The following is a 20107-nucleotide window of genomic DNA, read 5'->3' as shown; positions in this document are numbered from 1 at the left end:
ATGGGGTGCCGAAACTCCAGCCCATAAAGCCGCTGCGGTATCCCATTGAAAGGTAATCGATTTCAATGCCCGACAACAGTTCGTATCTAGTCGTTCCCGTTTTCACATTGTGGCTCTTCGTTGTTGCGGCTGTCTGCGTCCTGGCCATTGTGCTGGTGACGATGGTGTTGCGGGCGCGCAAGGGCAGCAGGCTGGCCGCTGTGGAGGTTGACCCAGCTCGCGGCCCATTGCCGGAATTCGAGAAGAACGGGCAGTCGGCGTCCGCGGCACTGGTGCAGTGGTCGCCCGAAACGCTGCGTCACATCCTGGCCACCGAACTTCCCGATGCCCAGGTGATCGTCGTCTCAAACCGTGAACCGTATATCCACAACCGCGAGGGCGACGACATCCAGCTGGTCGTACCCGCGAGCGGGCTCGTCTCGGCACTGGAGCCGATCACACGCGCCTGTGCGGGCACCTGGATCGCCTATGGCGGCGGTTCGGCCGACAAGCTGGTGGTAGACAAGAACGATCGGATCGAGGTGCCGCCGGACAACCCTTCCTACACGCTGCGCCGTGTCTGGCTGAGCGAGGAAGAACAGCAAGGCTATTATCTCGGCTTCGCCAATGAAGGCCTCTGGCCGCTGTGCCATATCGCTTTCACCCGGCCGATATTCCGCGCCTCGGATTGGGAGGCCTACGAGGCGGTCAACCGCAAATTCGCCGACACCGTTGTCGCGGAGGCCCGCAACGAGCGGCCGATCGTTCTGGTCCAGGATTATCATTTCGCGCTGCTGCCGCGAATGATCCGTGAGCGGCTGCCCGAGGCGATCATCATCACCTTCTGGCATATTCCGTGGCCGAATTCCGAGGTATTCAGCATTTGCCCGTGGCGCGAGAAGATTCTCGACGGCCTGCTCGGCAGTTCGATCGTCGGTTTCCACACCCAGTTCCATTGCAACAACTTCATCGACAGCGTCGACCGTTTCCTGGAAAGCAGGATCGAGCGCGAGGATTCGGCCATTTCCTATGGCGGCCAGATCAGCCTGGTCCATGCCTATCCGATCTCGATCGAATGGCCGCCGGCGCAACTGGGCAAACTGCCTGACGTGGCGCAATGCCGCCGGCAGGTTCGCGAGAAATTCGGCCTGGCCGAAAATGTCAAGCTGTGCGTGGGCGTTGAACGTCTCGACTACACCAAAGGCATCCTCGATCGCTTCAATGCCCTCGATGAGCTGCTGACGCTTCATCCCGAATGGATCGGCAAGGTGGCGTTCCTGCAGATCGCTGCGCCCAGCCGCGGCACCTTGCCTGCCTATCAGCAACTCTACGAGGAGTGCCTGAGCCATGCCGAGGATCTCAACCGGCGCTATGGTCGCGAAGGCTACACGCCCGTCCTGATGATAACGGAACATCACTCGCAGCAGCAGGTCTACGAAATCTATCGTGCCGCCGACGTTTGCATGGTCACCAGCCTGCATGACGGCATGAACCTGGTCGCCAAGGAGTTTGTCGCGGCGCGTGAGGACGAACAGGGCGTGCTGCTGCTCAGCATGTTCGCCGGCGCCTCCAAGGAGCTTCTGGACGCACTGATCGTCAATCCCTATGACGCGGCCATGATGGGCGATGCCTTGCTGCAGGCCTTGACCATGTCGCAGGAAGAGCAAAGCCAGCGCATGCGACGCATGCGCGAGATCGTGCGCGACAACAATGTCTACCGGTGGGCGGGCAGCATGCTTCTCGATGCCGCGCGCTTGCGCAAGCGCGACGCGGTCGATCGTGCCGTCAGCGCCGCTCCAGCGGCCCCAGGCAACGTCATATCGCTGCTCGATCGCAGACGGGTGGCGGCGCTATGATGTCGATCTCGCCAAACCTCGCCGTGCCGGTCGTTCCGCAGGGACCATGGAGCCTGTTCCTCGATATCGATGGCACGCTTCTCGAACATGCCGCGCATCCCGATGCGGTGGTTGTCGGTGACGAATTGCGCACCCTGCTGGTGCGGCTCGAAGCGCAACTGGACGGAGCACTGGCGTTCATCACCGGACGGTCGATCGCCGCCGTCGATCATCTCTTCCAGCCCCTCAGATTGCGCGCTGCCGGGCTTTATGGCCTGGAACACAGGCTGGCGCGCGATGGTCCTGTCGAGGCGGCCGACGAACCGGCTGATATTGCGGCGCTTGCCAACGAAATCGCGACGGAACTGGACAACGCGGATGTCTATATCGAGCGCAAGGGACCCATCCTGGCCATTCATACGCGGGCGGCACCGCACCTGCTGCAACGCGCGACACAACTCGTCGAACAGGCACTGGACAGATTGCCTGCGGGATATCGGGTCCTGGCCGGAAATGCCGGTGTGGAGCTGATGCCGCTGGAGGCGGCGAAGGGAGCGGCCATCCGGCGCTTCCTGCAAATTCCGGCCTTCAGGGGACGACGCCCGGTGTTCCTGGGCGACGATACGTCCGACGAGAACGGGTTCGAGACCGTCAACGAATGGGACGGCATTTCGGTTCGCATAAAGCCGCAGGGATCGACAGCGGCGCTTTTTGGGCTGGCTGGGGTGGACGCGGCCCTGGCCTGGCTGGACGAGATGAGCAGAAGCGAGACCGCGAAAGCGGTGACGCTTGCCGCAACGTCCAAATGAACCGGACTGCCCCCTAAGTCGTTGCCGGTTCACGCACATGGAAGGAAGTTGCAATGACCCAACTGACCAGCCTCATCCAGGAAATCATGCCCGCCTGGCTCCGGCGGCAATCCAAGACGAACAGCCGAGATCGCCAGGCGGCAGCTGAGCCGCTGCGTCCCGAAGATGCGGACGCAGTCTGGCGCAAGGCTGTCGAAAACGATTTGTTTGGAGCCAACACGCCGGATTACGCCAAGACTGGGGAGAAGCAGCCCAGCCGTCATTGACGGCTGCGCTCAGCCATCCCCGAAAATCAGCGAAACATTGCCGCCGGCATGGCGTTCGAGCCGGCCGGCGAGGTCGAGTTCCAAAAGCACCATGAAGACCTGGGCCGGGTGAAGGCCGGTGTGGCGGATGATCTCGTCGACTGGCACCGGTGTCGGGCCTAGCGCCTCATTGACCTTGGCGCGGTCGCTCTCGCCGGGTGGCGGTGTGGCCGAAAAGTCGGGCGGGTCCTCGAACGGTGGCACAGCAGGCGCCCGCATGCCGGTCAGCGGCGCGATCGCCCTCGAAACGTCCGATGCCTCGGTGACCAGCGTGGCGCCGTCCTTGAGCAGACCGTTGGTGCCGGCGGCGCGTGGATCGAGCGGAGAGCCCGGCACGGCAAAAACCAGCCGGCCCATTTCGCCGGCAAGCCTGGCGCTGATCAGCGAGCCCGAACGCTGGGCGGCCTCGACCACCACCAGCCCGAGGACAGCACCCGCGACAAGACGGTTGCGGCGTGGGAAATCCTGGGCACGCGGCTGCCAGCCGAACGGCATTTCGGAGATGATGGCGCCGCGCTCGGCAATTTCCGCGCACAGGCCGGCATTTTCGGGCGGGTAGGGCAGGTCGAGGCCTCCGGCCAGCACAGCGACCGTGCCGGTTTGCAGGCTGCCCTGATGCGCCGCCGTGTCGATACCGCGCGCCAGCCCCGAGACGATGCCGTAGCCGTCGCCGCCAAGGGCGGCCGCCAGCATGCGCGCCATCTTGATGCCGGCCAGCGATGCATTGCGGGCGCCCACGATGGCGACGCCAGGCAGCCGGAACACAGCGGCATTGCCTTTGACCGCCAAAAGAGGTGGGGGATTGTCCATGCTTCTCAGCAGCGGGGGATAGTCGGGCTCGCCGATGCCGACAAAGCGCGCGCCAGCCCGGCGGGCTGCCTCGAGTTCGGCCTCGGCTTCGGCGACCGACGGAATGCGGGCGATCCGGCTGGCGCCGCCCGAAATCATCAGTTCCGGCAGGATTTCCAGCGCCACTTCGGCGGATCCGAAACGGTTGATCAGGTCGCGAAAGGAAGCGGGGCCGACATTCTGGGTGCGGATCAGCCGCAGCCAGCTCAGCCGCTGCCGGTCGCTGAGGCGCGGCCCGGTGGCCGGCTCGCTCACCGCGGTGGCGCGCTCGCTCACCCCTTGGCTCCGATCTTGCCCTCGGTGCCGGCAAGCAGCCGCGAAATGTTCGCCCTGTGCTTGATGAAGACGATGATGCTCATCACCACGAACAAAACGGCAATTTGCGGCGCGCTCAGGAAGTAGAGGGCTATCGGCACGATGACGGCTGCCGTCAGCGCCGCGAGCGACGAGTAGCGGAACAGGAATGCCATCGCCAGCCAGATGGCGGCGAAGATCAGTGCCACCTGCCAGGCAAGGCCGATCAGCACGCCGAGATAGGTGGCGACGCCCTTGCCGCCCTTGAAGCCAAGCCAGACCGGGAAGAGATGACCGAGAAAGGCGCCGAGGCCGGCCCAGACCGCCGTTTCAGGTGCGAAATGGCCTGCGATCAGCACGGCGGCGGTGCCCTTCAGCGCATCGAGCAGCAAGGTCGCGGCGGCCAGGCCCTTATTGCCGGTGCGCAGGACGTTGGTGGCGCCGATATTGCCGGAGCCGATCTTGCGCACATCACCGAGGCCGGCGGCGCGGGTCAGCAGCAGCCCGAAGGGAATCGAGCCCAAGAGGTAGCCGAATACCAGCGCCAGGATCAGGCCGTAAGTCATTGTTTCCCCCGCATTTCCCCCAGCTCAGTCCGGTCAGGCGCGACGCCCGTTGCCGGTCTATGCCGAGAACACTGTGCGGCCCGCGACCAGTGTTTGCAAGACCTTGCCTTGCAGGCGGGCGCCTTCGAAGCAGGTGTTTTTCGAGCGCGAGCGGATGCCGCTTTCACTGACGATCCAGGGTTCATCGAGATCGACGATCGCGAGGTCGGCGACTGAGCCCGGCTTCAGTGTGCCGCCGGGCAGTCCGAACAGCCTGGCCGGCGCTGTGGACAGCGTTTCGACGAGCCGCAGCAGGGGGACGTCGCCATTGTGGTAGAGCCGCAAGGCGGCGCCCAGCAGCGTCTCCAGCCCGATGGCGCCGGCCGCGGCATCGGCGAAGGGCAGGCGCTTGGTATCGACATCCTGCGGATCGTGCGAGGAGACGATGATGTCGACCGTGCCATCCCTGACCGCCTCGATCATCGCCAGCCGGTCTTCCTCGGCGCGCAATGGCGGTGTCAGGCGGAAGAAGGTGCGGTACTCACCGACATCGTTTTCATTGAGCGACAGGTTGTGGATCGACACGCCGGATGTCACCGCCGCACCATCGGCTTTGGCGCGGGTCACGGCGTTTGCCGCCATGGCCGTCGAGATTTTTGCCGCGTGGTAGGAGCCGCGCGTCAGCCGCGCCAAAGCCAGGTCGCGCTCCAGCGGGATCGATTCGGCTTCGCGCGGAATGCCGGAGAGGCCGAGCCAGCTGGCGTACAGGCCTTCATTCATCACGCCTGACGAACCGAGGTCGGCATCCTGCGTTTCGTGCACGATGGTGGCGCCGAAATCGCGGGCATAGGTGAGCGCCCGGCGCATCACCAGTGAACTGGCGATGGTGTGGCGGCCATCGGTGAAGGCGACGGCGCCGGCCTCGCGCAGCAGGCCGAATTCGGTCATCTCGCGGCCGTCGAGGCCCTTGGTGATCGCCGCCGCCGGAAAAATGTTGACGATGGCGGTGTCCTTGGCGGTGCGCAGCACGAACTCGACCAGCGCGACATTGTCGATCACCGGATCAGTGTCCGGCATCATGACGATGGAGGTGACGCCGCCGGCGGCGGCCGCGACGCTGGCCGAAGCGATGGTTTCGCGATGTTCGCCGCCCGGCTCGCCGATAAAGACACGGCCATCGATCAGTCCGGGAATGATCGCCTTGCCGGCGCAATCGATGGTCGTGGCGCCATCGGGCACGCCCTGGTTCAACGCCGCCTTGCCGGCGGCAACGATCTTGCGACCCTCGACGATGACGGAGCCGACTTCGTCGATGCCGCGCGAGGGGTCGACGATACGGGCGCGTTCAAAGACTGACGTGCTCATGCGCCGCGACCCTCCTGGTTGCGGCCCTCTTGATTACGACGCGGGTCGAGCAGCGCTTCCATCACCGCCATGCGCACGGCGACGCCCATCTCCACCTGCTCCTGGATCACGCTTTGCGGGCCGTCGGCTATTTCCGAGGCGATTTCGACTCCGCGGTTCATCGGGCCGGGATGCATCACCAGCGCGTCGTCCTTGGCGGCCTTCAGCTTTTCGGCGTCGAGGCCGAAATAGCGGAAATATTCGCGCACCGAAGGCACGAAGGCGCCCTCCATGCGCTCGCGCTGCAGGCGCAGCATCATCACCACGTCGGCGTCCTTGAGGCCTTCGGCCATCGAGCGCGTGACGATGACGCCCATCTTCTCGATGCCGGACGGCAGCAGCGTCGAAGGCGCCACCACCCGTACCTGCGCGCCAAGCGCGTTGAGCAGCATGATGTTGGAGCGCGCCACGCGCGAATGCAGGATGTCGCCGCAGATCGCCACGATCAATCTCGACAGCGGCCCCTTGGCGCGGCGGATGGTGAGTGCGTCGAGCAGCGCCTGGGTCGGGTGTTCATGCGCGCCGTCGCCGGCATTGACCACCGAGCAGCCGACTTTCTGCGCCAGCAGGGCGGCAGCGCCCGCCGACTGATGGCGGATGATCAATATATCGGGCCGCATGGCGTTCAGCGTCATCGCCGTGTCGATGAGCGTTTCGCCCTTCTTCACGGAAGAACTTGCCACCGACATGTTCATGACATCGGCGCCGAGCCGCTTTCCGGCCAGCTCGAAAGAGGACTGTGTGCGGGTCGAGGCCTCGTAGAAGAGATTGATCTGGGTGCGGCCGCGCAGCGTCGAGGTCTTCTTCTCGGATTGCCGCGAAATCGCGACGGCCCGATCCGCCCGGTCGAGCAACAGCTCGATGTCGGCGGGCGAAAGGTCGCTGATGCCCAGAAGATGGCGGTGAGGGTAGAGTGGCAGGGACGAAGCGTCGGTCATCTCAAGGCGCTGCTATAGGGTGCGGATTTTGCGCCCGCAAGCACCAGCTTTGGATTGGCGCCTTTCTCCCCGGTATTTTCGTCGCGCACGCGGCAACGCTTGGCTATATCTAGCCGATGGCCCCGGATTCGAGGCTTTCCGACGATAGGGACGAATTGTGACCGACGACGTGACGAACCAGCCGCCGCCGCTGACGGGTGGCAACGCCTGGCGAGGCGATCCGTTGCTGATCCAGCTTGCCGAGCGGTTTTCCGACCCGGTGCGCAAGGACCTCGACGGTCTCGGCCGTTTCGTCCTGACGCAGGAGGCCCAGGAGCTGGCGCGCCTGGCCAATGTCGAGACACCGAAGCTCAGGACCCATGACCGGCAGGGACGTCGCATCGACCTCGTCGAGTTCCACCCCGCCTACCACGCCTTGATGCGCCGCTCGGTGGCGAACGGGTTGCATTCCTCGGTCTGGGAAAATGGCGACGCCGAGATCGGCCGCCGCCATCAGGTGCGCGCCGCCCGTTTCTACCTGACCGCCGAACTCGAGACCGGGCATCTCTGCCCCATCACCATGACCAGCGCCTCGCTGGCGGCTTTGATGGCCAGCCCGAAGCTGTTTCGCGAATGGGCGCCGCGCGTGACGACGCGCAAATACGACCAGAGCCAGAAGCCGCCGGTCGAGAAGACCGGGCTGACGCTCGGCATGGGCATGACCGAAAAACAGGGCGGCACGGATGTGCGCGCCAATGTGACGAGGGCCGAGCGCGCCGGCAGCGGCTTCTATCGCCTGACCGGCCACAAATGGTTCATGTCGGCGCCGATGTCGGACGCCTTCCTGGTGCTGGCGCAGGCGCCGGAAGGATTGTCGTGCTTCCTCGTGCCGCGCGTGCTCGGCGACGGGTCGGGCAACGGCTTCCGCTTCCAGCGGCTGAAGGACAAGCTCGGCAACCGCTCCAACGCGTCTTCCGAGGTCGAATTCGTCAACGCCATCGGCGAGATGGTCGGCGAGCCAGGTGCCGGCGTGAAGACGATCATGGACATGGTGACCTTGACTCGGCTCGACTGCGCGGTGGCGTCCTCGGCGATCATGCGGGCAGGACTGGCGGAAGCGGTTCATCATGCCCGCCATCGCCAGGTGTTCGGCTCGACCTTGATCGAACAGCCGCTGATGCAGCGCGTGCTGGCCGACATGGCGCTGGATGTCGCCGCCGCAACCGCGCTGTCGTTCCGGCTGGCGCGCTCCTTCGACGAAGCGGCGAGCGATCGCGGCGAGGCGGCATTTGCCCGCGCCATGACGCCGGTGGTCAAATACTGGGTGTGCAAGATCGCGCCGCCGCTGCTTTACGAGGCGATGGAGTGTCTCGGTGGCAATGGCTATGTCGAGGAGGCGCCGCTCGCTCGTTATTACCGCGAAGCGCCTGTCAACGCGATCTGGGAAGGGTCGGGCAATGTCATGGCGCTCGATGTGCTGCGCGTGCTCGGGCGCGCGCCCGGCCTGTTCGATGAGGTGCTGGCCGGCATCGACCGCGACCTCGGCGCCGGCGGGCGCGGCACGATCGGCGTGTTGAAGGCGGCGATGCAGGTGGCTTCGACCGACGAGGGCTCGGCGCGCCTGCTGACCGAACAGCTGGCGTTGTCGGCCGCGGCGGCGGAACTGCGCCGGCTGGGGGCAGGGCGGATTGCCGATGCCTTCGTCGAGACCCGCCTGGCCGGCCAGTGGCGCAACACCTACGGCATGATCGATTCGCGCCACGACGCGCGCATGATCATCGACACGCTCTATCCGCCGGTGAACTGAGCCGAGAGCGGCGCACCGCTCGATTTTTCGATCGGTTCAACGCATCCGAGGACATCGTGAGTGCGTCCTGTGGATCGCCGTTAACCTTAACAAATGGTTTCCATTGCGGCGGCGGGCGGCAAAGCCCACTGTCATTCCTGCCGAAGCAGGGACCACGATGCGACACGTACTGACCTCCTTTCTGTCTGTGCACTGGGCGATTGTCTTCGCCCTGCTGGCGCTGATCTGCATAGATGGAGACCGTGGCGTGGCGGCGGCCCTCGGCGTGCTCGGTGTGAGCGTCGAGAGTGCCCGGTTCGTCGATCTGCAGAACGTCGTCGTGGTCGCGCCGCTTGCGATCGCCTTGCTGGTCGTGGCGGTGCTGTTCTTCTGGGCCTTTGTCGATACGCTGATCAACGATGCGGCCAGCCCGGGCGCCGACAGCGTCGTTCGCATCGCCTTCATTTCCGCGTCCGGCGTCATGTCGATGATCCTGATCGGTGGCGCCGCGCAAGGCATCAACGGGCTGTTCATGGTCGTCGCGGTGCAATTGGCGGCACTTCTGGCTTCCTATGTCGCGATGCTCGCCGAGCGGCGCTCCGCGGCCGCGTCGGATGACGCCGATTTTCGCGCCACGGCGCACAGCATGGCGAAGGCAGCGGCCCACAATTCGCTGCTTTCCCTGATATCGGGCCGGACCGGGCCGAACGGGAAGGGAGGCCGCTGATGCGCTATATCTTCGCATTGTGGGCGGCCCCGATGGCGCTGTTCTGGGGCTGGTTCTACCTGTCGCTCAACGACATGAATTTCGGCTATGTGATGCTGACCCGGCAGCTGCATGATTTCGTGTTCCAGCTTTATGGCCAGATGCTCGGCATCGATCCCGCGATCATCCCGGGAATGGTGGGAAAGGCCTGTATCTTCGACGGATTTCTGCTGATGGCGATATGGGCTTTTCGCCGTCGCCGCGAAATTCTGGATTGGGTCAGGCGTCGTCGTTCGGGCCCGCTTCCGCTTGACCGCCCAATTCCGTTCGATCGCCTGAATCGAGCGACTGAAGCCGGTCCAAGACTCCCTGCAGAATAAAGGCCGCGGCCGCGGAATCGATCTTGCCGGCACGTTTGGCGCGCGAGAAATCCATTTCGATCAACGTCCTCTCGGCCGCCACCGTCGACAGCCGTTCATCCCAGAACACAAAGGGCAGGTCGCTCAGCTGCGCCATGTTGCGCACGAAGGCGCGCGATTTTTGCGCGCGCGGACCTTCCGACCCGTCCATGTTGATCGGCAGCCCGATCGCCACCGCGCCGACATTCTCCTTCTTCAGCAATGCCAGAAGCACGGCGGCATCGAGCGAGAATTTCTTGCGCATGATGACCGGGCGCGGGTGAGCGAAGGCGAATCCCCGGTCGGAAACCGCGACGCCGATCGTCTTGTCGCCGAGATCGAGCCCCGCCAGCGTCCTGCCGTCGGCGAGCCATGCCGGCAATTGCTCAATCGTGATGATAGCCAACGGTTTTCCCTTGTCTTTTTCAGCAGCGTGCGTCCTTCCGGATGCGCGGCGGACACTATACCCTTTGATATCGAGGTCATCGGCGTTTTATCCTCTGGCCCGGCAATAATCGAGGAATGCATTTCATGAAACTCACCTGGTACGGCCATTCGGCCTTCCGTATCGAAACCGACGACGCCAAGATCCTCATCGACCCCTTTCTGATCGGCAACCCGTCCTGGACGGGCGGCTGGGAAGGGCCGGCCGAAGGGATCACGCATGTTCTGCTGACGCATGGACACAGCGATCATATCAGCGGCGCGCTGGAAGTGCTCGGCAAGAGCGGCGCGCAGCTGGTCGCCAATTTCGAGATCTGCATGTATCTGGTCGGCAAGGGCGCCGACGGCAGCAAGATCAATCCCGGCAATATCGGCGGCACGGTCGATTGCGGCGGCTTCACCACCACTTTCGTCCAGGCGCTGCACTCTTCCTCGTTTGGCGAAGAAGGCGGCAAGAACGTCTATCTCGGCAATCCGGGCGGGCTGGTCCTGCATTTCCCGGACGACCCGACGCTCTACCATATGGGCGATACCGACATCTTTTCCGACATGGCGCTGATCAACGAATTGCATGAGCCGAAGATCGGCATCGTGCCGATCGGCGATCGTTTCACCATGGGCGGCGCGGTGGCGGCACTTGCCTGCCGGCGCTTCTTCAAGTTCGACACGGTCGTCCCTTGCCATTTCGGCACGTTTCCGATGATCGATCCGACGCCCGAGAAATTCGAGGCCGGCCTCGAAGGGTCCGGTGTGAAGGTCGCGTTGCCGAAAATCGGTGAAACGATTACGATCTAGAAACAGCCAAAGCGGAACAACTCCATGGCGTTGGGGCGATCTCTTTGTGTGTCGATGTTTGTCGCGGCATCGCCCGCGCTCGCCGCGGATGACTTCATCGAAGGCGTCTATCTGCAGTCCGAGGAGCTTTGCACGCAGGCCAGGAAGGACACGCTGCAGAGGCTGATCGATGCTGGCAACATCGTGCTTTCCGTGCATGGCCTGCAGGGCGTTGAATACAATTGCGAATTCGTGCAAGTCAGCAAGGCGACACGCTCGCCGAGCTGGGCGGTGACGGCCATCTGCCAGGAGCCGGGCTATGTCTTTCCCGATGTCCTGTCGGTGACGCGGATCAGCCCGACGCAGATCGATCTCGTATCGGTCCGGCCGGTCGATGACGAAAGCGAAGCGAGCGGCAACAGCGGCAGCTATTATCTGTGCGAGGGCGTTGCCTTGCCATAGACTTGTCCTTGGACCGATGGCCGTGAGCCAGGGCGCCACCACGGCCTGGTCTCTCGCATGATGCATGTTGCGCCGCGCGCGCGGCGCCGCTATAGCCCGGACTGGTTTTCCCCGAGGCAAAATCTATGTCCGTTGATCTTCAGACTGTGAAGCGCGTCGCGCGTCTCGCCCGCATCGCGGTGAGCGAAGAAGATGCAGAACGCATGACCGGCGAACTGAACGCCATACTGGGCTTCGTCGAGCAACTGAACGAGGTCGATGTCTCCGGCGTCGGGCCGATGACCTCGGTGACGCCGATGGAGATGAAGAAGCGCCAGGACGTCGTCACCGACGGCAACAAGGCGGCCGACATCGTCGCCAATGCGCCGGCGACCGAAGAGAATTTCTTCCTCGTGCCGAAGGTCGTGGAGTAGGGCGCCGATGGCAATCGAGATCGCCATCGAGACACCGTTGCAGGACGATGTGCGCGGCCTGGTCAAGGAACTCAACGAGACCTTGCTCGAATTGACGCCGCCGGAGCACTGCTATCATCTGACAGTGGAGCAGATGGCCGGTCAGGACACGACCGTTTTCATCGCCCGCGACAATGGCATCGCCATCGGTTGTGGCGCGCTGAAGCGCCATGGCGGCGCCATTGGCGAGGTCAAGCGCATGTATACGCGGCCTTCGCATCGCGGCCAGAAAATCGGCGCCGCCATCGTTGAGCGCGTCGAGGCGCTGGCGCGTCAGGAAGGGCTGGAGCGGCTGGTGCTGGAGACGGGCGACCGTCATCCCGCCGCTTGGACCGTCTACGAACGTGCCGGGTTTTCGCGCTGCGGCCCGGTGCTGGATTATCCCGATTCCAAGTGGTCGGTGTTTTACGAAAAGAGCCTTTGATGAGCGACCTGACCAGACTGACGATTTCACAGGCCCGCGCCAAGCTGCGCGGCAAGGAAATCACCGCGACCGAGATCACCGAGGCCTATCTCTCGGCCATCGATCGCGCCAATCCGGCGCTCAATGCCTATGTCGCGGTGACTGGCGACAGGGCGCGTGACATGGCCAAGGCGTCCGACGCCAGGCTGGTCAAGGGCGAGGGCGGTGCGCTGGAAGGCATTCCGCTGGGGATCAAGGACCTGTTCGGTACCGAAGGTGTCCACACCCAGGCCTGCAGCCACGTGCTCGACGGCTTCAAGCCACTCTACGAATCGACTGTCACCGCCAATCTGTGGGCGGATGGCGCGGTCATGCTCGGCAAGCTCAACATGGACGAGTTCGCCATGGGCTCGTCCAACGAGACGTCCTATTACGGCCCGGTCATCAACCCGTGGCGGCGTTCGCGCCTCGACACAGTGGTGATGCCGACGACGCATCAGGGCGACGGCGGTTTCGTCTCGGCCGGCGGCACGAAAACCCAGCGCAGCCTGGACAACGCGCAGCTGGTGCCGGGCGGTTCTTCCGGCGGCTCGGCAACCGCCGTCTCGGCGTTCCTGTGCGCCGGCGCGACGGCGACCGATACGGGCGGCTCGATCCGCCAGCCGGCGGCCTTCACCGGCACCGTCGGCATCAAGCCGACCTATGGCCGCTGCTCGCGCTGGGGCATCGTCGCCTTCGCCTCGTCGCTGGATCAGGCCGGTCCGATCGCGCGCGACGTGCGCGACGCCGCGATCCTGCTCAGGTCGATGGCCTCGGTCGATCCGAAGGACACCACCTCCGTCGACCGCCCGGTGCCGGACTATGAGGCGGCCATCGGCAAGCCGATCAAAGGCATGAAGGTCGGCATTCCCAAGGAATACCGCGTCGACGGCATGCCCGAAGAGATCGAGGCGCTGTGGCAGAAGGGCATTGCCTGGCTGCGGGATGCCGGCGCCGAGATCGTCGACATTTCCCTGCCGCATACGAAATACGCACTGCCGGCCTATTACATCGTGGCGCCCGCCGAGGCGTCGTCCAACCTGGCGCGCTATGACGGCGTCCGCTACGGCCTGCGCGTGCCAGGCAAGGACATTGTCGAGATGTATGAGAAGACCCGCGCCGCCGGTTTCGGCCGCGAGGTCAAGCGCCGCATCATGATCGGTACCTATGTGCTGTCGGCCGGCTATTACGACGCCTACTACCTGCAGGCGCAGAAGGTGCGCAATTTGATCAAGCGCGACTTCGAAAATGTCTTCGCTGCCGGCGTCGACGTCATCCTGACCCCGGCGACGCCGTCCGCCGCCTTCGGCATCGCCGACGAGGACATGGCGGCCGATCCGGTGAAAATGTACCTCAACGACATTTTCACCGTCACTGTGAACATGGCCGGCCTGCCGGGCATCGCCGTGCCTGCCGGCCTCGACCCCAAGGGGTTGCCGCTTGGCCTGCAGCTCATCGGCCGGCCGTTCGAGGAAGAGACGCTGTTCCAGACCGCTGCCGTCATCGAGCAGGCGGCCGGCACATTTCAGCCTGAGAAGTGGTGGTAAGGGTATCGATCATCTGAAGGGGTGAGCGATGTTCTTCTATCTTTCCAAGGTCTTCTGGTTCTTCATGCAGCCGCTCAACCTGACGATCTTCCTGCTTCTGGCGGGATTGATTGCCGGGCTGATCGGCCGGCGGCGGCTGGCCTTCACCGGCAGTGTCCTGGCGTTTCTAATCCTGGCGCTCTCGACCTGGACGTCGCTTGGCGCGATGATGCTGAACCCGCTCGAGGAGCGCTTTCCACGGCCGCCGCTGCCGCAAAAGGTCGACGGCATCGTCGTGCTCGGCGGCGGCTTCGAGGGCGCCATTAACCTCGCGCGTGGCGGCTATGAATTGAGCAGCAGCGGCGATCGCATGGTCGAGACCGCAATCCTCGCCCGGCGCTTCCCACAGGCCAAGGTGGTTGTATCAGGCGGTCACGGCGCGTTTTTCATCGACGCCGAGGGGGACGCCGACACCGCGTCCCGCCTGCTCGTTCCGCTCGGTGTATCGGCCGATCGTCTTGTCCTTGAGGACAAGTCCCGCAACACCTACGAAAATGCTGTCTTCAGCCGCAAACTTGTCGAGCCGAAGCCGGGCGAGACCTGGCTGCTGGTGACCTCCGCCTTCCACATGCCACGGGCCAAGGCACTGTTCGACAAGGCTGGTTTTCCAACCGTTCCATGGCCGGTCGACTATCACACCTCCGGCAAGGAAGGTGTCGGCTTGTTTCGCGACAATGCGATTGATTCCGTGCAGAACACCACCATAGCGCTCCGCGAATGGATCGGGCTTTTCGCCTATTGGCTTTCCGGCCGCATCGATCAGCCCTTTCCGGGGCCGGGCGGCTGACCGATGACGGCGCGTCGCGCCGCCGAGAAGAACTGGCGCCGCACCAGCACGGCCAGCAGCAGAAGCGTCGACAGCACGAACACCACTGGGTCAACGAACCAGCCGAGATAGCCGATCGAGAAGAACACGCCGCGCAGGCCCGAGTTGAAATGCTTGCCGGCCAGCATGTTCATCTGCGCCGCGCGCCACACCGCGGTTTCCGTGACCGGATTGCGCGAGGCTTCGCCATGCGGGATCGGCACGGCGCCGATCAGGATCGAGCAATAGTTGAACAGCCGGTAGGCCCAGCCGAATTTGAAGAAGGAGAAGGCGAGGATCAGCACCAGCCCCAGCACCTTGATCTGAAAGGCCGGGCGCGATGGGGCGCCGCCGAGCGGCAGGTTGCTCAGCACTTCCAGCACCCGGTCGGACGCACCGAGCAAGGCAAAACAGCCGCCGAGCGCGATCAGCGAACTCGACGCGAAGAAGGCGGTTCCCTGCTGCAGGCCGCTCATGATGGCGGTGTCGACGATGCGGATTTCGCGCTCGGCCATGGTGCGCATCCAGGCTTCGCGCTGTGCATTCATCGCCGTCGTCAGCGACATGCGGCTGACCAGCTTGCCGTCCGAGGCGAGCGTATGCAGGAGCCACGCGATCAGGAAGAAGGCCAGCGCCCCGAGATCAGCCATCGAAAGATAGAAGGAATCGCCCATGGGCTGAATTTATCACATCCAGCGTGGTTGCTTCGATGCCGGCTCCCGTGATCGGCGGCAATGTCGCTGCCGGAGCAAACAAGGTCGGCAGGTGCTGCGCCGTGCCCGTCAAAAGAGCGGAAACATTCCTGGGAATTCCTATATGTAGAGTCCTCGACGCGACTCCAGGAGACAGCGTGTTCCTTTCGGTTTTCGACCTGTTCAAGATCGGCATCGGCCCCTCGAGCTCGCACACGATGGGGCCGATGACGGCCGCGCGGCGGTTTCTCGACGAGGTCGCCGGAGACGACTGGCCTCGGCCCGCCGGCGCCAAGGTTGCCCGCATCGGCGCCAGCCTGCATGGCTCGCTCGCCTATACCGGCATCGGCCATGGCAGCGACCGCGCCGTCATCCTTGGCCTTGCCGGCCAGACCCCGCAAACGGTCGATCCGGACCAGGCCGACGGCATCATCAGCCGCATCACCGCCGACAAGATGATTTCACCGCCAGGTCACCCGTCCTACCATTTCGATCCGGCAACCGATCTGGTGCTCGACCGCAAGACACCGCTTACCGGCCATGCCAACGGCATGGCGTTCCATGCCTATGACGCCGGCGGACGCCTGCTGCTCAAGCGCATCTACTATTCGATCGGCGGCGGCTTCGTGGTGTCGGAAGAAGAGCTGCAGCGCGTGAAGGCCAAGGGGTCGGTGACATCAGAAGGCAAGAAAGTGCCTTATCCCTTCAAGAACGCGGTCGAGATGCTCAAGATGGCGGCCAAGAGCGGGCTTTCCATCGCCGAGATGAAGCGCGTCAACGAGGAAACGCAGATGTCGCGCGAGGACCTCGACGCCGGCCTCGACGCCATCTGGGGTGCGATGAAGAGCTGCATCGATCGTGGCCTGTCGCAGGACGGCATCATGCCGGGCGGGTTGAAGGTGCGGCGTCGGGCCCGGCAGTTGCACGACAAGCTGCAGGAACAGTGGCAGCAGAACCGGCCAAATCCGCTGCTCGCCAATGACTGGCTGTCGATCTACGCCATGGCGGTCAACGAGGAGAATGCCGCCGGCGGCCGCGTCGTCACCGCACCGACCAACGGCGCGGCCGGCACGCTGCCGGCGGTGCTGCGCTACTGGCTGCATTTCCATCCCGAGGCCGACCAACCGAGCATCCGTGACTTCCTGCTGACGGCTGCCGCCGTCGGCGGCATCATCAAGACCAATGCGTCGATCTCGGGCGCCGAGGTCGGCTGCCAGGGCGAGGTCGGGTCCGCCTCGGCGATGGCCGCGGCCGGCCTGTGCGCCGTCATGGGCGGCACGCCCGAGCAGGTCGAGAATGCCGCCGAAATTGCGCTCGAACACCATCTCGGCATGACCTGCGATCCGGTCGGCGGGCTGGTGCAAGTGCCGTGCATCGAGCGCAATGCGCTCGGCGCGGTCAAGGCGGTGACGGCCGCGTCGCTGGCGATCAAGGGCGATGGCGTCCATTTCGTACCTCTCGACGCGGCGATCGAGACCATGCGCCAGACCGGCCTCGACATGAACGAGAAGTACAAGGAAACCAGCCTCGGCGGTCTCGCCGTCAATGTCGTGGAGTGCTGAGCAACGCTTGGCACTGTGGAGAAGTCCCTCAGGCCGTTGACGTCCCGGCGCTCCGGACTAACCTTAGCGAATGGCTCTCAATCTCCTAAAACTGTGCGTCGGCTGCGACAGCGTCGAGGATCTCGAGGAATGGATCGAGTTCCGCCTCGACGAACGGCGCCGGGCCGGCGAACCGGCCGAACACTGGCACACCACCCGCATGGTGCCGACGCGCGGCGCCGAGGTCACCGATGGCGGTTCGCTCTACTGGGTGATCAAGGGCAATGTGCAATGCCGGCAGCTGATCACCGAGATCCGGCCCTTCATTGACGACGAGGGCATCGGTCGCTGCCGCCTGATGCTCGATCCGCAAGTCGTGCGCACCGATTGGCAGCCGCGTCGGGCCTTCCAGGGGTGGCGCTATTTGAAACCGTCGGATGCACCACCTGATCTCGGCAAAGGCAAGGCGGGACTGGTCGAGATGCCGCCGAAACTCAGGCGCGAGCTTGCCGATCTCGGCTTGCTGTAGGCCATCGCGCGCAAGTGCTGTCTGTTTTGGCGTCGGCTTTTCTGGCCCTCCATCTTGCTTCGCTCTGGACTTGCAAGCGGCGCGACAACGCCACATCTTGAAATCCATGCGCGATGAAAAGCTGGCGAAGCCGACAAGGTCCACAGGGCTGGGGAACCATTCCGCATGGCGGTCTTCTTCCTGTCCAGGTGAAAGCCTTCATTCCGGCGCAGAAAAAGTGTTGGATGACATCACGCGGCTGTCCAAGCGGACAGGGCATCTGCGGGGCGGTGGGAAATGTTAGGCGCAATTGTCGGTCTGGTCGCATTGCTGCTGGTGCTCCTGGGCGTTGCCTCGGCCTTCCTCCGGGCCGATCCGGCCCGCTTGGCAACCGGCATGAGAACACTGGGACCAATCCTGCTGGCACTGGTGGGCGCCGCCGTGCTTCTGGTCGGTCGAAGCGGAATCGGCGGCGTCGTGCTGTTTGCGGCGATCGGCTGGTATGCTGCCACGCGCAAGAACCGGCCTGATGTCAAGCCGGCGCCGGGAAAACGCTCAACGGTGCGGACGGCAGCGCTTGAAATGGAGCTGGATCACGATACCGGCGGCCTCGAAGGGCTGGTTCTGGCCGGCCGCCATGACGGCAAGATGCTTGGTGCGATGGGCCTTGCGGAGTTGCAGCATCTCTACCGCGAACTCTCTGCCGATGCGGAGAGCCGCCAGTTGCTAGAGACGTATCTTGACGGCAGATTTCCCGTCTGGCGCAAAAACACTGAGACGAACGGTGGCGAAGGGCTGGGTGTTGCGCCAGGTCCGGGCGCCATGACTAAGGAGGAGGCCTACAAGGTCCTTGGTCTTGAAGCGGGGGCCGCCGCGGCGGATGTCCGCAAGGCGCACCGCCGCCTGATGCAGCGCCTGCACCCCGATATCGGCGGCACGTCTTTCCTGGCGGCGCGAATCAACGAAGCCAAGGACGTCTTGCTCTCCAATCACAACTAGTCTCCTTCGACGCAGAAATTTTCCGGGAGATACTTCCACGCCGTCCTACTGCTGGACGGCGTAGCACTCGATTTTCTTCTTCTTTAAAGCGGTGCAGGCCTTCCAGGCGGCGTCCTTCGAACCAAAGCCGCCGAAACGGGCGCGGTAATAGGTGACGCCGTCCTTGTCGAAGGCGACGGTGAAGCCGGAAGCATCCGCCAGCGCCTTCGGCGCCTGCTTGCTGGTCTTGTCGAGGACGGCCTGGGCTTCCGACTGCTTCGGCGAAGAGGCGACCTGGATCGCCCAACCCGACGGCACCGAAGCGGTGTTGACCGGATCGACGGTTGGCGCCGGCTCGGCGGCCGCCGCCGGCTCGGCATAGGCGGCCACGACCTGTGCGCTGGCGACCTTGGGCGCTGAGACGATGACCGTCTTCACCTTCTTTGCCGGGGCAACCAGCTTGGGCGCTTCGGCCTCGGCGCTCTCTTCGTCATCACCCTGCGCAGCCGTCGCGTCGTCGGCAACGGCGTCATCGGCGCTGGCCACCGCGACCGGCTTGTCGTCCGGGGTCGGCGCGTCGTGCTTGGGCAAAAGAACCTTGGCGAGGGCCTTGACCGGGTTGCTGCTGTCGGCCTTGGCGACGAGGTCGCCGCCACCGCGGGTCGAGGCCCTTGGCATGTAGGTGTTGATCAGGGAAGCCATCTGGTTGTCGCGGCTGCCGCCCGACGTGCCGCCCATGACAACGGCGACAAGGCGGCGGTTGCCGTCGGCCACCGATGAGACGAGGTTGAAGCCGGAGGCACGGGTATAGCCGGTCTTGATGCCGTCGACGCCCTTGATGCGGCCGAGCAGTCGGTTGTGACCGTTGATGCGCTGGCGGCCGTAGAGAAACGAGCGCTGCGAGAAATAGCCGTAGTACTGGGGAAAATGTTCCCTGAGCGCAATGCCGAGCGTGGCCATGTCGCGCGCGGTGGTGAACTGGCCGGGGTCGGGCAGGCCGTTGGCGTTGCGGAAGACGGTGCCGTTCATGCCGAGAGCCCGCGCCTTGGCGGTCATCATGCGGGCAAAAGTGGATTCATCGCCGCCAAGCATTTCACCGAGGGCAGTGGCCGAGTCGTTCGCCGACTTGGTGACGATCGACAGGATCGCGGTTTCGACCGAGACCGAACCGCCCGGCTTCACGCCGAGTTTCGTTGGCGCCTCGGCGGAGGCCTTGGCGGAAAACACGACAGGCGTGTTCCGGCTGATCTTGCCCTTCGCCATCGCTTCGAAGGTCAGATAAAGCGTCATCATCTTGGTCAGCGACGCCGGATAGCGCCTGCCATTGGCATCCGCGGAGTACAGCACCTTGCCCGTCTTGGCGTCCACAACGATGGCCGCCTGCCGCGCTGCCAGCGAGGCGGCAACGTCGGAGCAAACGAACGTCATCGCCAGGGCGAGGACCATGATCGCTTTGAGGGGGGAGGTGGATTTGGAAACGATGCCCAACAACGCCTGACGCACTGATATTTCCCTTGAATTCTTCGTTGCGTTGGAGGCGGCAAAGGGTCCTGCCTCACTTTCAGCCAAGCTAACGGGGCAGCGTTACCAATCCGT

The 20107-nt window shown here is 64.2% G+C and carries 22 protein-coding genes; 15 read left to right on the top strand and 7 right to left on the bottom strand.

What is annotated here, in order from left to right; translation table 11 throughout:
- Positions 1–65: 65 nt before the first annotated feature.
- The 3 genes from ACLGL5_RS24325 to ACLGL5_RS24315 are packed head-to-tail and all read left to right on the top strand — an operon-like array spanning position 66 to position 2889.
- Positions 66–1835, top strand: coding sequence for an alpha,alpha-trehalose-phosphate synthase (UDP-forming) (locus tag ACLGL5_RS24325; RefSeq protein ID WP_069092206.1), 1770 nt, complete (start codon positions 66–68; stop codon positions 1833–1835).
- Positions 1832–2623, top strand: a complete 792-nt coding sequence (gene otsB, locus ACLGL5_RS24320; RefSeq protein ID WP_069092205.1) for a trehalose-phosphatase — start codon at positions 1832–1834, stop codon at positions 2621–2623. Before ACLGL5_RS24325 ends, otsB begins: the two co-directional genes overlap by 4 nt.
- Before the next feature lie 53 nt (positions 2624–2676).
- Positions 2677–2889, top strand: a complete 213-nt coding sequence (locus ACLGL5_RS24315) for a hypothetical protein (RefSeq protein ID WP_038646910.1) — start codon at positions 2677–2679, stop codon at positions 2887–2889.
- A gap of 9 nt (positions 2890–2898) precedes the next feature.
- On the opposite strand, the gene dprA is transcribed toward ACLGL5_RS24315, so the two are convergent.
- Genes dprA through ACLGL5_RS24295 form a run of 4 tightly spaced genes read right to left on the bottom strand, consistent with a single transcriptional unit; the run spans position 2899 to position 6958 of the window.
- Positions 2899–4032: a DNA-processing protein DprA gene (gene dprA / locus ACLGL5_RS24310; RefSeq protein WP_027046858.1), complete on the bottom strand. Its 1134-nt coding sequence runs from the start codon at positions 4030–4032 to the stop codon at positions 2899–2901.
- A gap of 17 nt (positions 4033–4049) precedes the next feature.
- Positions 4050–4637 (bottom strand): glycerol-3-phosphate 1-O-acyltransferase PlsY, encoded by a 588-nt coding sequence (plsY, locus tag ACLGL5_RS24305; RefSeq protein WP_069092204.1) that lies wholly within the window; start codon positions 4635–4637, stop codon positions 4050–4052.
- Positions 4638–4694: 57 nt separating this feature from the next.
- Positions 4695–5981, bottom strand: a complete 1287-nt coding sequence (locus ACLGL5_RS24300; RefSeq protein ID WP_069092203.1) for a dihydroorotase — start codon at positions 5979–5981, stop codon at positions 4695–4697.
- On the bottom strand, positions 5978–6958 hold the full coding sequence (locus tag ACLGL5_RS24295; RefSeq protein WP_069092202.1) for an aspartate carbamoyltransferase catalytic subunit: 981 nt from the start codon (positions 6956–6958) through the stop codon (positions 5978–5980). The genes ACLGL5_RS24300 and ACLGL5_RS24295 overlap by 4 nt, the downstream gene beginning before the upstream one ends.
- Before the next feature lie 157 nt (positions 6959–7115).
- Here ACLGL5_RS24295 and ACLGL5_RS24290 point away from each other — a divergent pair, with 157 nt between their 5' ends.
- The 3 genes from ACLGL5_RS24290 (at position 7116) to ACLGL5_RS24280 (ending at position 9809) form a co-directional block, all read left to right on the top strand.
- Positions 7116–8744 carry a DNA alkylation response protein gene (locus ACLGL5_RS24290; protein WP_038646902.1) on the top strand — a complete coding sequence of 543 codons (1629 nt, stop codon included), beginning with the start codon at positions 7116–7118 and terminating at the stop codon, positions 8742–8744.
- Positions 8745–8901: 157 nt separating this feature from the next.
- On the top strand, positions 8902–9450 hold the full coding sequence (locus ACLGL5_RS24285; protein ID WP_069092201.1) for a hypothetical protein: 549 nt from the start codon (positions 8902–8904) through the stop codon (positions 9448–9450).
- A complete protein-coding gene (locus ACLGL5_RS24280) occupies positions 9450–9809 on the top strand; it encodes a DUF6105 family protein (RefSeq protein ID WP_083246765.1) in 360 nt (119 codons plus the stop codon). Before ACLGL5_RS24285 ends, ACLGL5_RS24280 begins: the two co-directional genes overlap by 1 nt.
- Here the strand turns inward: ACLGL5_RS24280 and ruvX are convergent.
- Entirely contained in the window at positions 9709–10233 is a 525-nt protein-coding gene (ruvX, locus tag ACLGL5_RS24275; RefSeq protein ID WP_069092200.1) for a Holliday junction resolvase RuvX, read from the bottom strand. The genes ACLGL5_RS24280 and ruvX overlap by 101 nt on opposite strands.
- Positions 10234–10358: 125 nt before the next feature.
- Between ruvX and ACLGL5_RS24270 the strand changes: the two genes are divergently transcribed.
- The 6 genes from ACLGL5_RS24270 to ACLGL5_RS24245 all read left to right on the top strand — a co-directional run bounded on the left by ACLGL5_RS24270 (position 10359) and on the right by ACLGL5_RS24245 (position 14774).
- Positions 10359–11066: a metal-dependent hydrolase gene (locus ACLGL5_RS24270; RefSeq protein WP_069093425.1), complete on the top strand. Its 708-nt coding sequence runs from the start codon at positions 10359–10361 to the stop codon at positions 11064–11066.
- Positions 11067–11090: 24 nt separating this feature from the next.
- The gene (locus tag ACLGL5_RS24265; RefSeq protein ID WP_083246764.1) at positions 11091–11507 is read left to right on the top strand and encodes a hypothetical protein; all 417 of its coding nucleotides are present in this window, start codon (positions 11091–11093) and stop codon (positions 11505–11507) included.
- 125 nt (positions 11508–11632) lie between these two features.
- On the top strand, positions 11633–11920 hold the full coding sequence (gatC, locus tag ACLGL5_RS24260; RefSeq protein WP_019858229.1) for an Asp-tRNA(Asn)/Glu-tRNA(Gln) amidotransferase subunit GatC: 288 nt from the start codon (positions 11633–11635) through the stop codon (positions 11918–11920).
- Positions 11921–11927: 7 nt separating this feature from the next.
- Positions 11928–12383 carry a GNAT family N-acetyltransferase gene (locus ACLGL5_RS24255; RefSeq protein ID WP_019858228.1) on the top strand — a complete coding sequence of 152 codons (456 nt, stop codon included), beginning with the start codon at positions 11928–11930 and terminating at the stop codon, positions 12381–12383.
- Positions 12383–13948, top strand: a complete 1566-nt coding sequence (locus tag ACLGL5_RS24250; protein WP_019858227.1) for an amidase — start codon at positions 12383–12385, stop codon at positions 13946–13948. Before ACLGL5_RS24255 ends, ACLGL5_RS24250 begins: the two co-directional genes overlap by 1 nt.
- Positions 13949–13976: 28 nt before the next feature.
- On the top strand, positions 13977–14774 hold the full coding sequence (locus ACLGL5_RS24245; protein WP_069092198.1) for a YdcF family protein: 798 nt from the start codon (positions 13977–13979) through the stop codon (positions 14772–14774).
- On the opposite strand, the gene ACLGL5_RS24240 is transcribed toward ACLGL5_RS24245, so the two are convergent.
- Entirely contained in the window at positions 14747–15466 is a 720-nt protein-coding gene (locus ACLGL5_RS24240) for a DUF599 domain-containing protein (protein WP_019858224.1), read from the bottom strand. The two genes, ACLGL5_RS24245 and ACLGL5_RS24240, sit on opposite strands and share 28 nt — an antisense overlap.
- A gap of 176 nt (positions 15467–15642) precedes the next feature.
- On the opposite strand from ACLGL5_RS24240, the gene ACLGL5_RS24235 reads away from it, so the two are divergent.
- From ACLGL5_RS24235 to ACLGL5_RS24225, 3 genes are all read left to right on the top strand, one after another.
- Complete coding sequence (locus ACLGL5_RS24235) at positions 15643–17046, top strand: L-serine ammonia-lyase (protein ID WP_069092197.1); 1404 nt, start codon at positions 15643–15645, stop codon at positions 17044–17046.
- Between the two features lie 70 nt (positions 17047–17116).
- A complete protein-coding gene (locus tag ACLGL5_RS24230; protein ID WP_069092196.1) occupies positions 17117–17554 on the top strand; it encodes a DUF1489 family protein in 438 nt (145 codons plus the stop codon).
- A gap of 276 nt (positions 17555–17830) precedes the next feature.
- Positions 17831–18532 carry a DnaJ domain-containing protein gene (locus tag ACLGL5_RS24225; RefSeq protein WP_069092195.1) on the top strand — a complete coding sequence of 234 codons (702 nt, stop codon included), beginning with the start codon at positions 17831–17833 and terminating at the stop codon, positions 18530–18532.
- Between the two features lie 45 nt (positions 18533–18577).
- On the opposite strand, the gene ACLGL5_RS24220 is transcribed toward ACLGL5_RS24225, so the two are convergent.
- Entirely contained in the window at positions 18578–20014 is a 1437-nt protein-coding gene (locus ACLGL5_RS24220; protein WP_019858219.1) for a D-alanyl-D-alanine carboxypeptidase, read from the bottom strand.
- Between the last annotated feature and the right edge of the window lie 93 nt (positions 20015–20107).

This window comes from Mesorhizobium sp. U510 (assembly GCF_059180695.1).
Note: the sequence above shows the minus strand (reverse complement) of the source record. Positions and strands in the feature narration are given on the sequence as shown.

Excerpts from the sequence above, each read along its gene's own strand:
- ACLGL5_RS24325 (WP_069092206.1), top strand. The coding sequence starts at position 66 with ATGCCCGACAACAGTTCGTATCTAGTCGTTCCCGTTTTCACATTGTGG.
- otsB (WP_069092205.1), top strand. The coding sequence starts at position 1,832 with ATGATGTCGATCTCGCCAAACCTCGCCGTGCCGGTCGTTCCGCAGGGA.
- ACLGL5_RS24315 (WP_038646910.1), top strand. The coding sequence starts at position 2,677 with ATGACCCAACTGACCAGCCTCATCCAGGAAATCATGCCCGCCTGGCTC.
- plsY (WP_069092204.1), bottom strand. The coding sequence starts at position 4,637 with ATGACTTACGGCCTGATCCTGGCGCTGGTATTCGGCTACCTCTTGGGC.
- ACLGL5_RS24300 (WP_069092203.1), bottom strand. The coding sequence starts at position 5,981 with ATGAGCACGTCAGTCTTTGAACGCGCCCGTATCGTCGACCCCTCGCGC.
- ACLGL5_RS24295 (WP_069092202.1), bottom strand. The coding sequence starts at position 6,958 with ATGACCGACGCTTCGTCCCTGCCACTCTACCCTCACCGCCATCTTCTG.
- ACLGL5_RS24285 (WP_069092201.1), top strand. The coding sequence starts at position 8,902 with ATGCGACACGTACTGACCTCCTTTCTGTCTGTGCACTGGGCGATTGTC.
- ACLGL5_RS24280 (WP_083246765.1), top strand. The coding sequence starts at position 9,450 with ATGCGCTATATCTTCGCATTGTGGGCGGCCCCGATGGCGCTGTTCTGG.
- ACLGL5_RS24270 (WP_069093425.1), top strand. The coding sequence starts at position 10,359 with ATGAAACTCACCTGGTACGGCCATTCGGCCTTCCGTATCGAAACCGAC.
- ACLGL5_RS24265 (WP_083246764.1), top strand. The coding sequence starts at position 11,091 with ATGGCGTTGGGGCGATCTCTTTGTGTGTCGATGTTTGTCGCGGCATCG.
- gatC (WP_019858229.1), top strand. The coding sequence starts at position 11,633 with ATGTCCGTTGATCTTCAGACTGTGAAGCGCGTCGCGCGTCTCGCCCGC.
- ACLGL5_RS24255 (WP_019858228.1), top strand. The coding sequence starts at position 11,928 with ATGGCAATCGAGATCGCCATCGAGACACCGTTGCAGGACGATGTGCGC.
- ACLGL5_RS24250 (WP_019858227.1), top strand. The coding sequence starts at position 12,383 with ATGAGCGACCTGACCAGACTGACGATTTCACAGGCCCGCGCCAAGCTG.
- ACLGL5_RS24245 (WP_069092198.1), top strand. The coding sequence starts at position 13,977 with ATGTTCTTCTATCTTTCCAAGGTCTTCTGGTTCTTCATGCAGCCGCTC.
- ACLGL5_RS24240 (WP_019858224.1), bottom strand. The coding sequence starts at position 15,466 with ATGGGCGATTCCTTCTATCTTTCGATGGCTGATCTCGGGGCGCTGGCC.
- ACLGL5_RS24230 (WP_069092196.1), top strand. The coding sequence starts at position 17,117 with ATGGCTCTCAATCTCCTAAAACTGTGCGTCGGCTGCGACAGCGTCGAG.
- ACLGL5_RS24225 (WP_069092195.1), top strand. The coding sequence starts at position 17,831 with ATGTTAGGCGCAATTGTCGGTCTGGTCGCATTGCTGCTGGTGCTCCTG.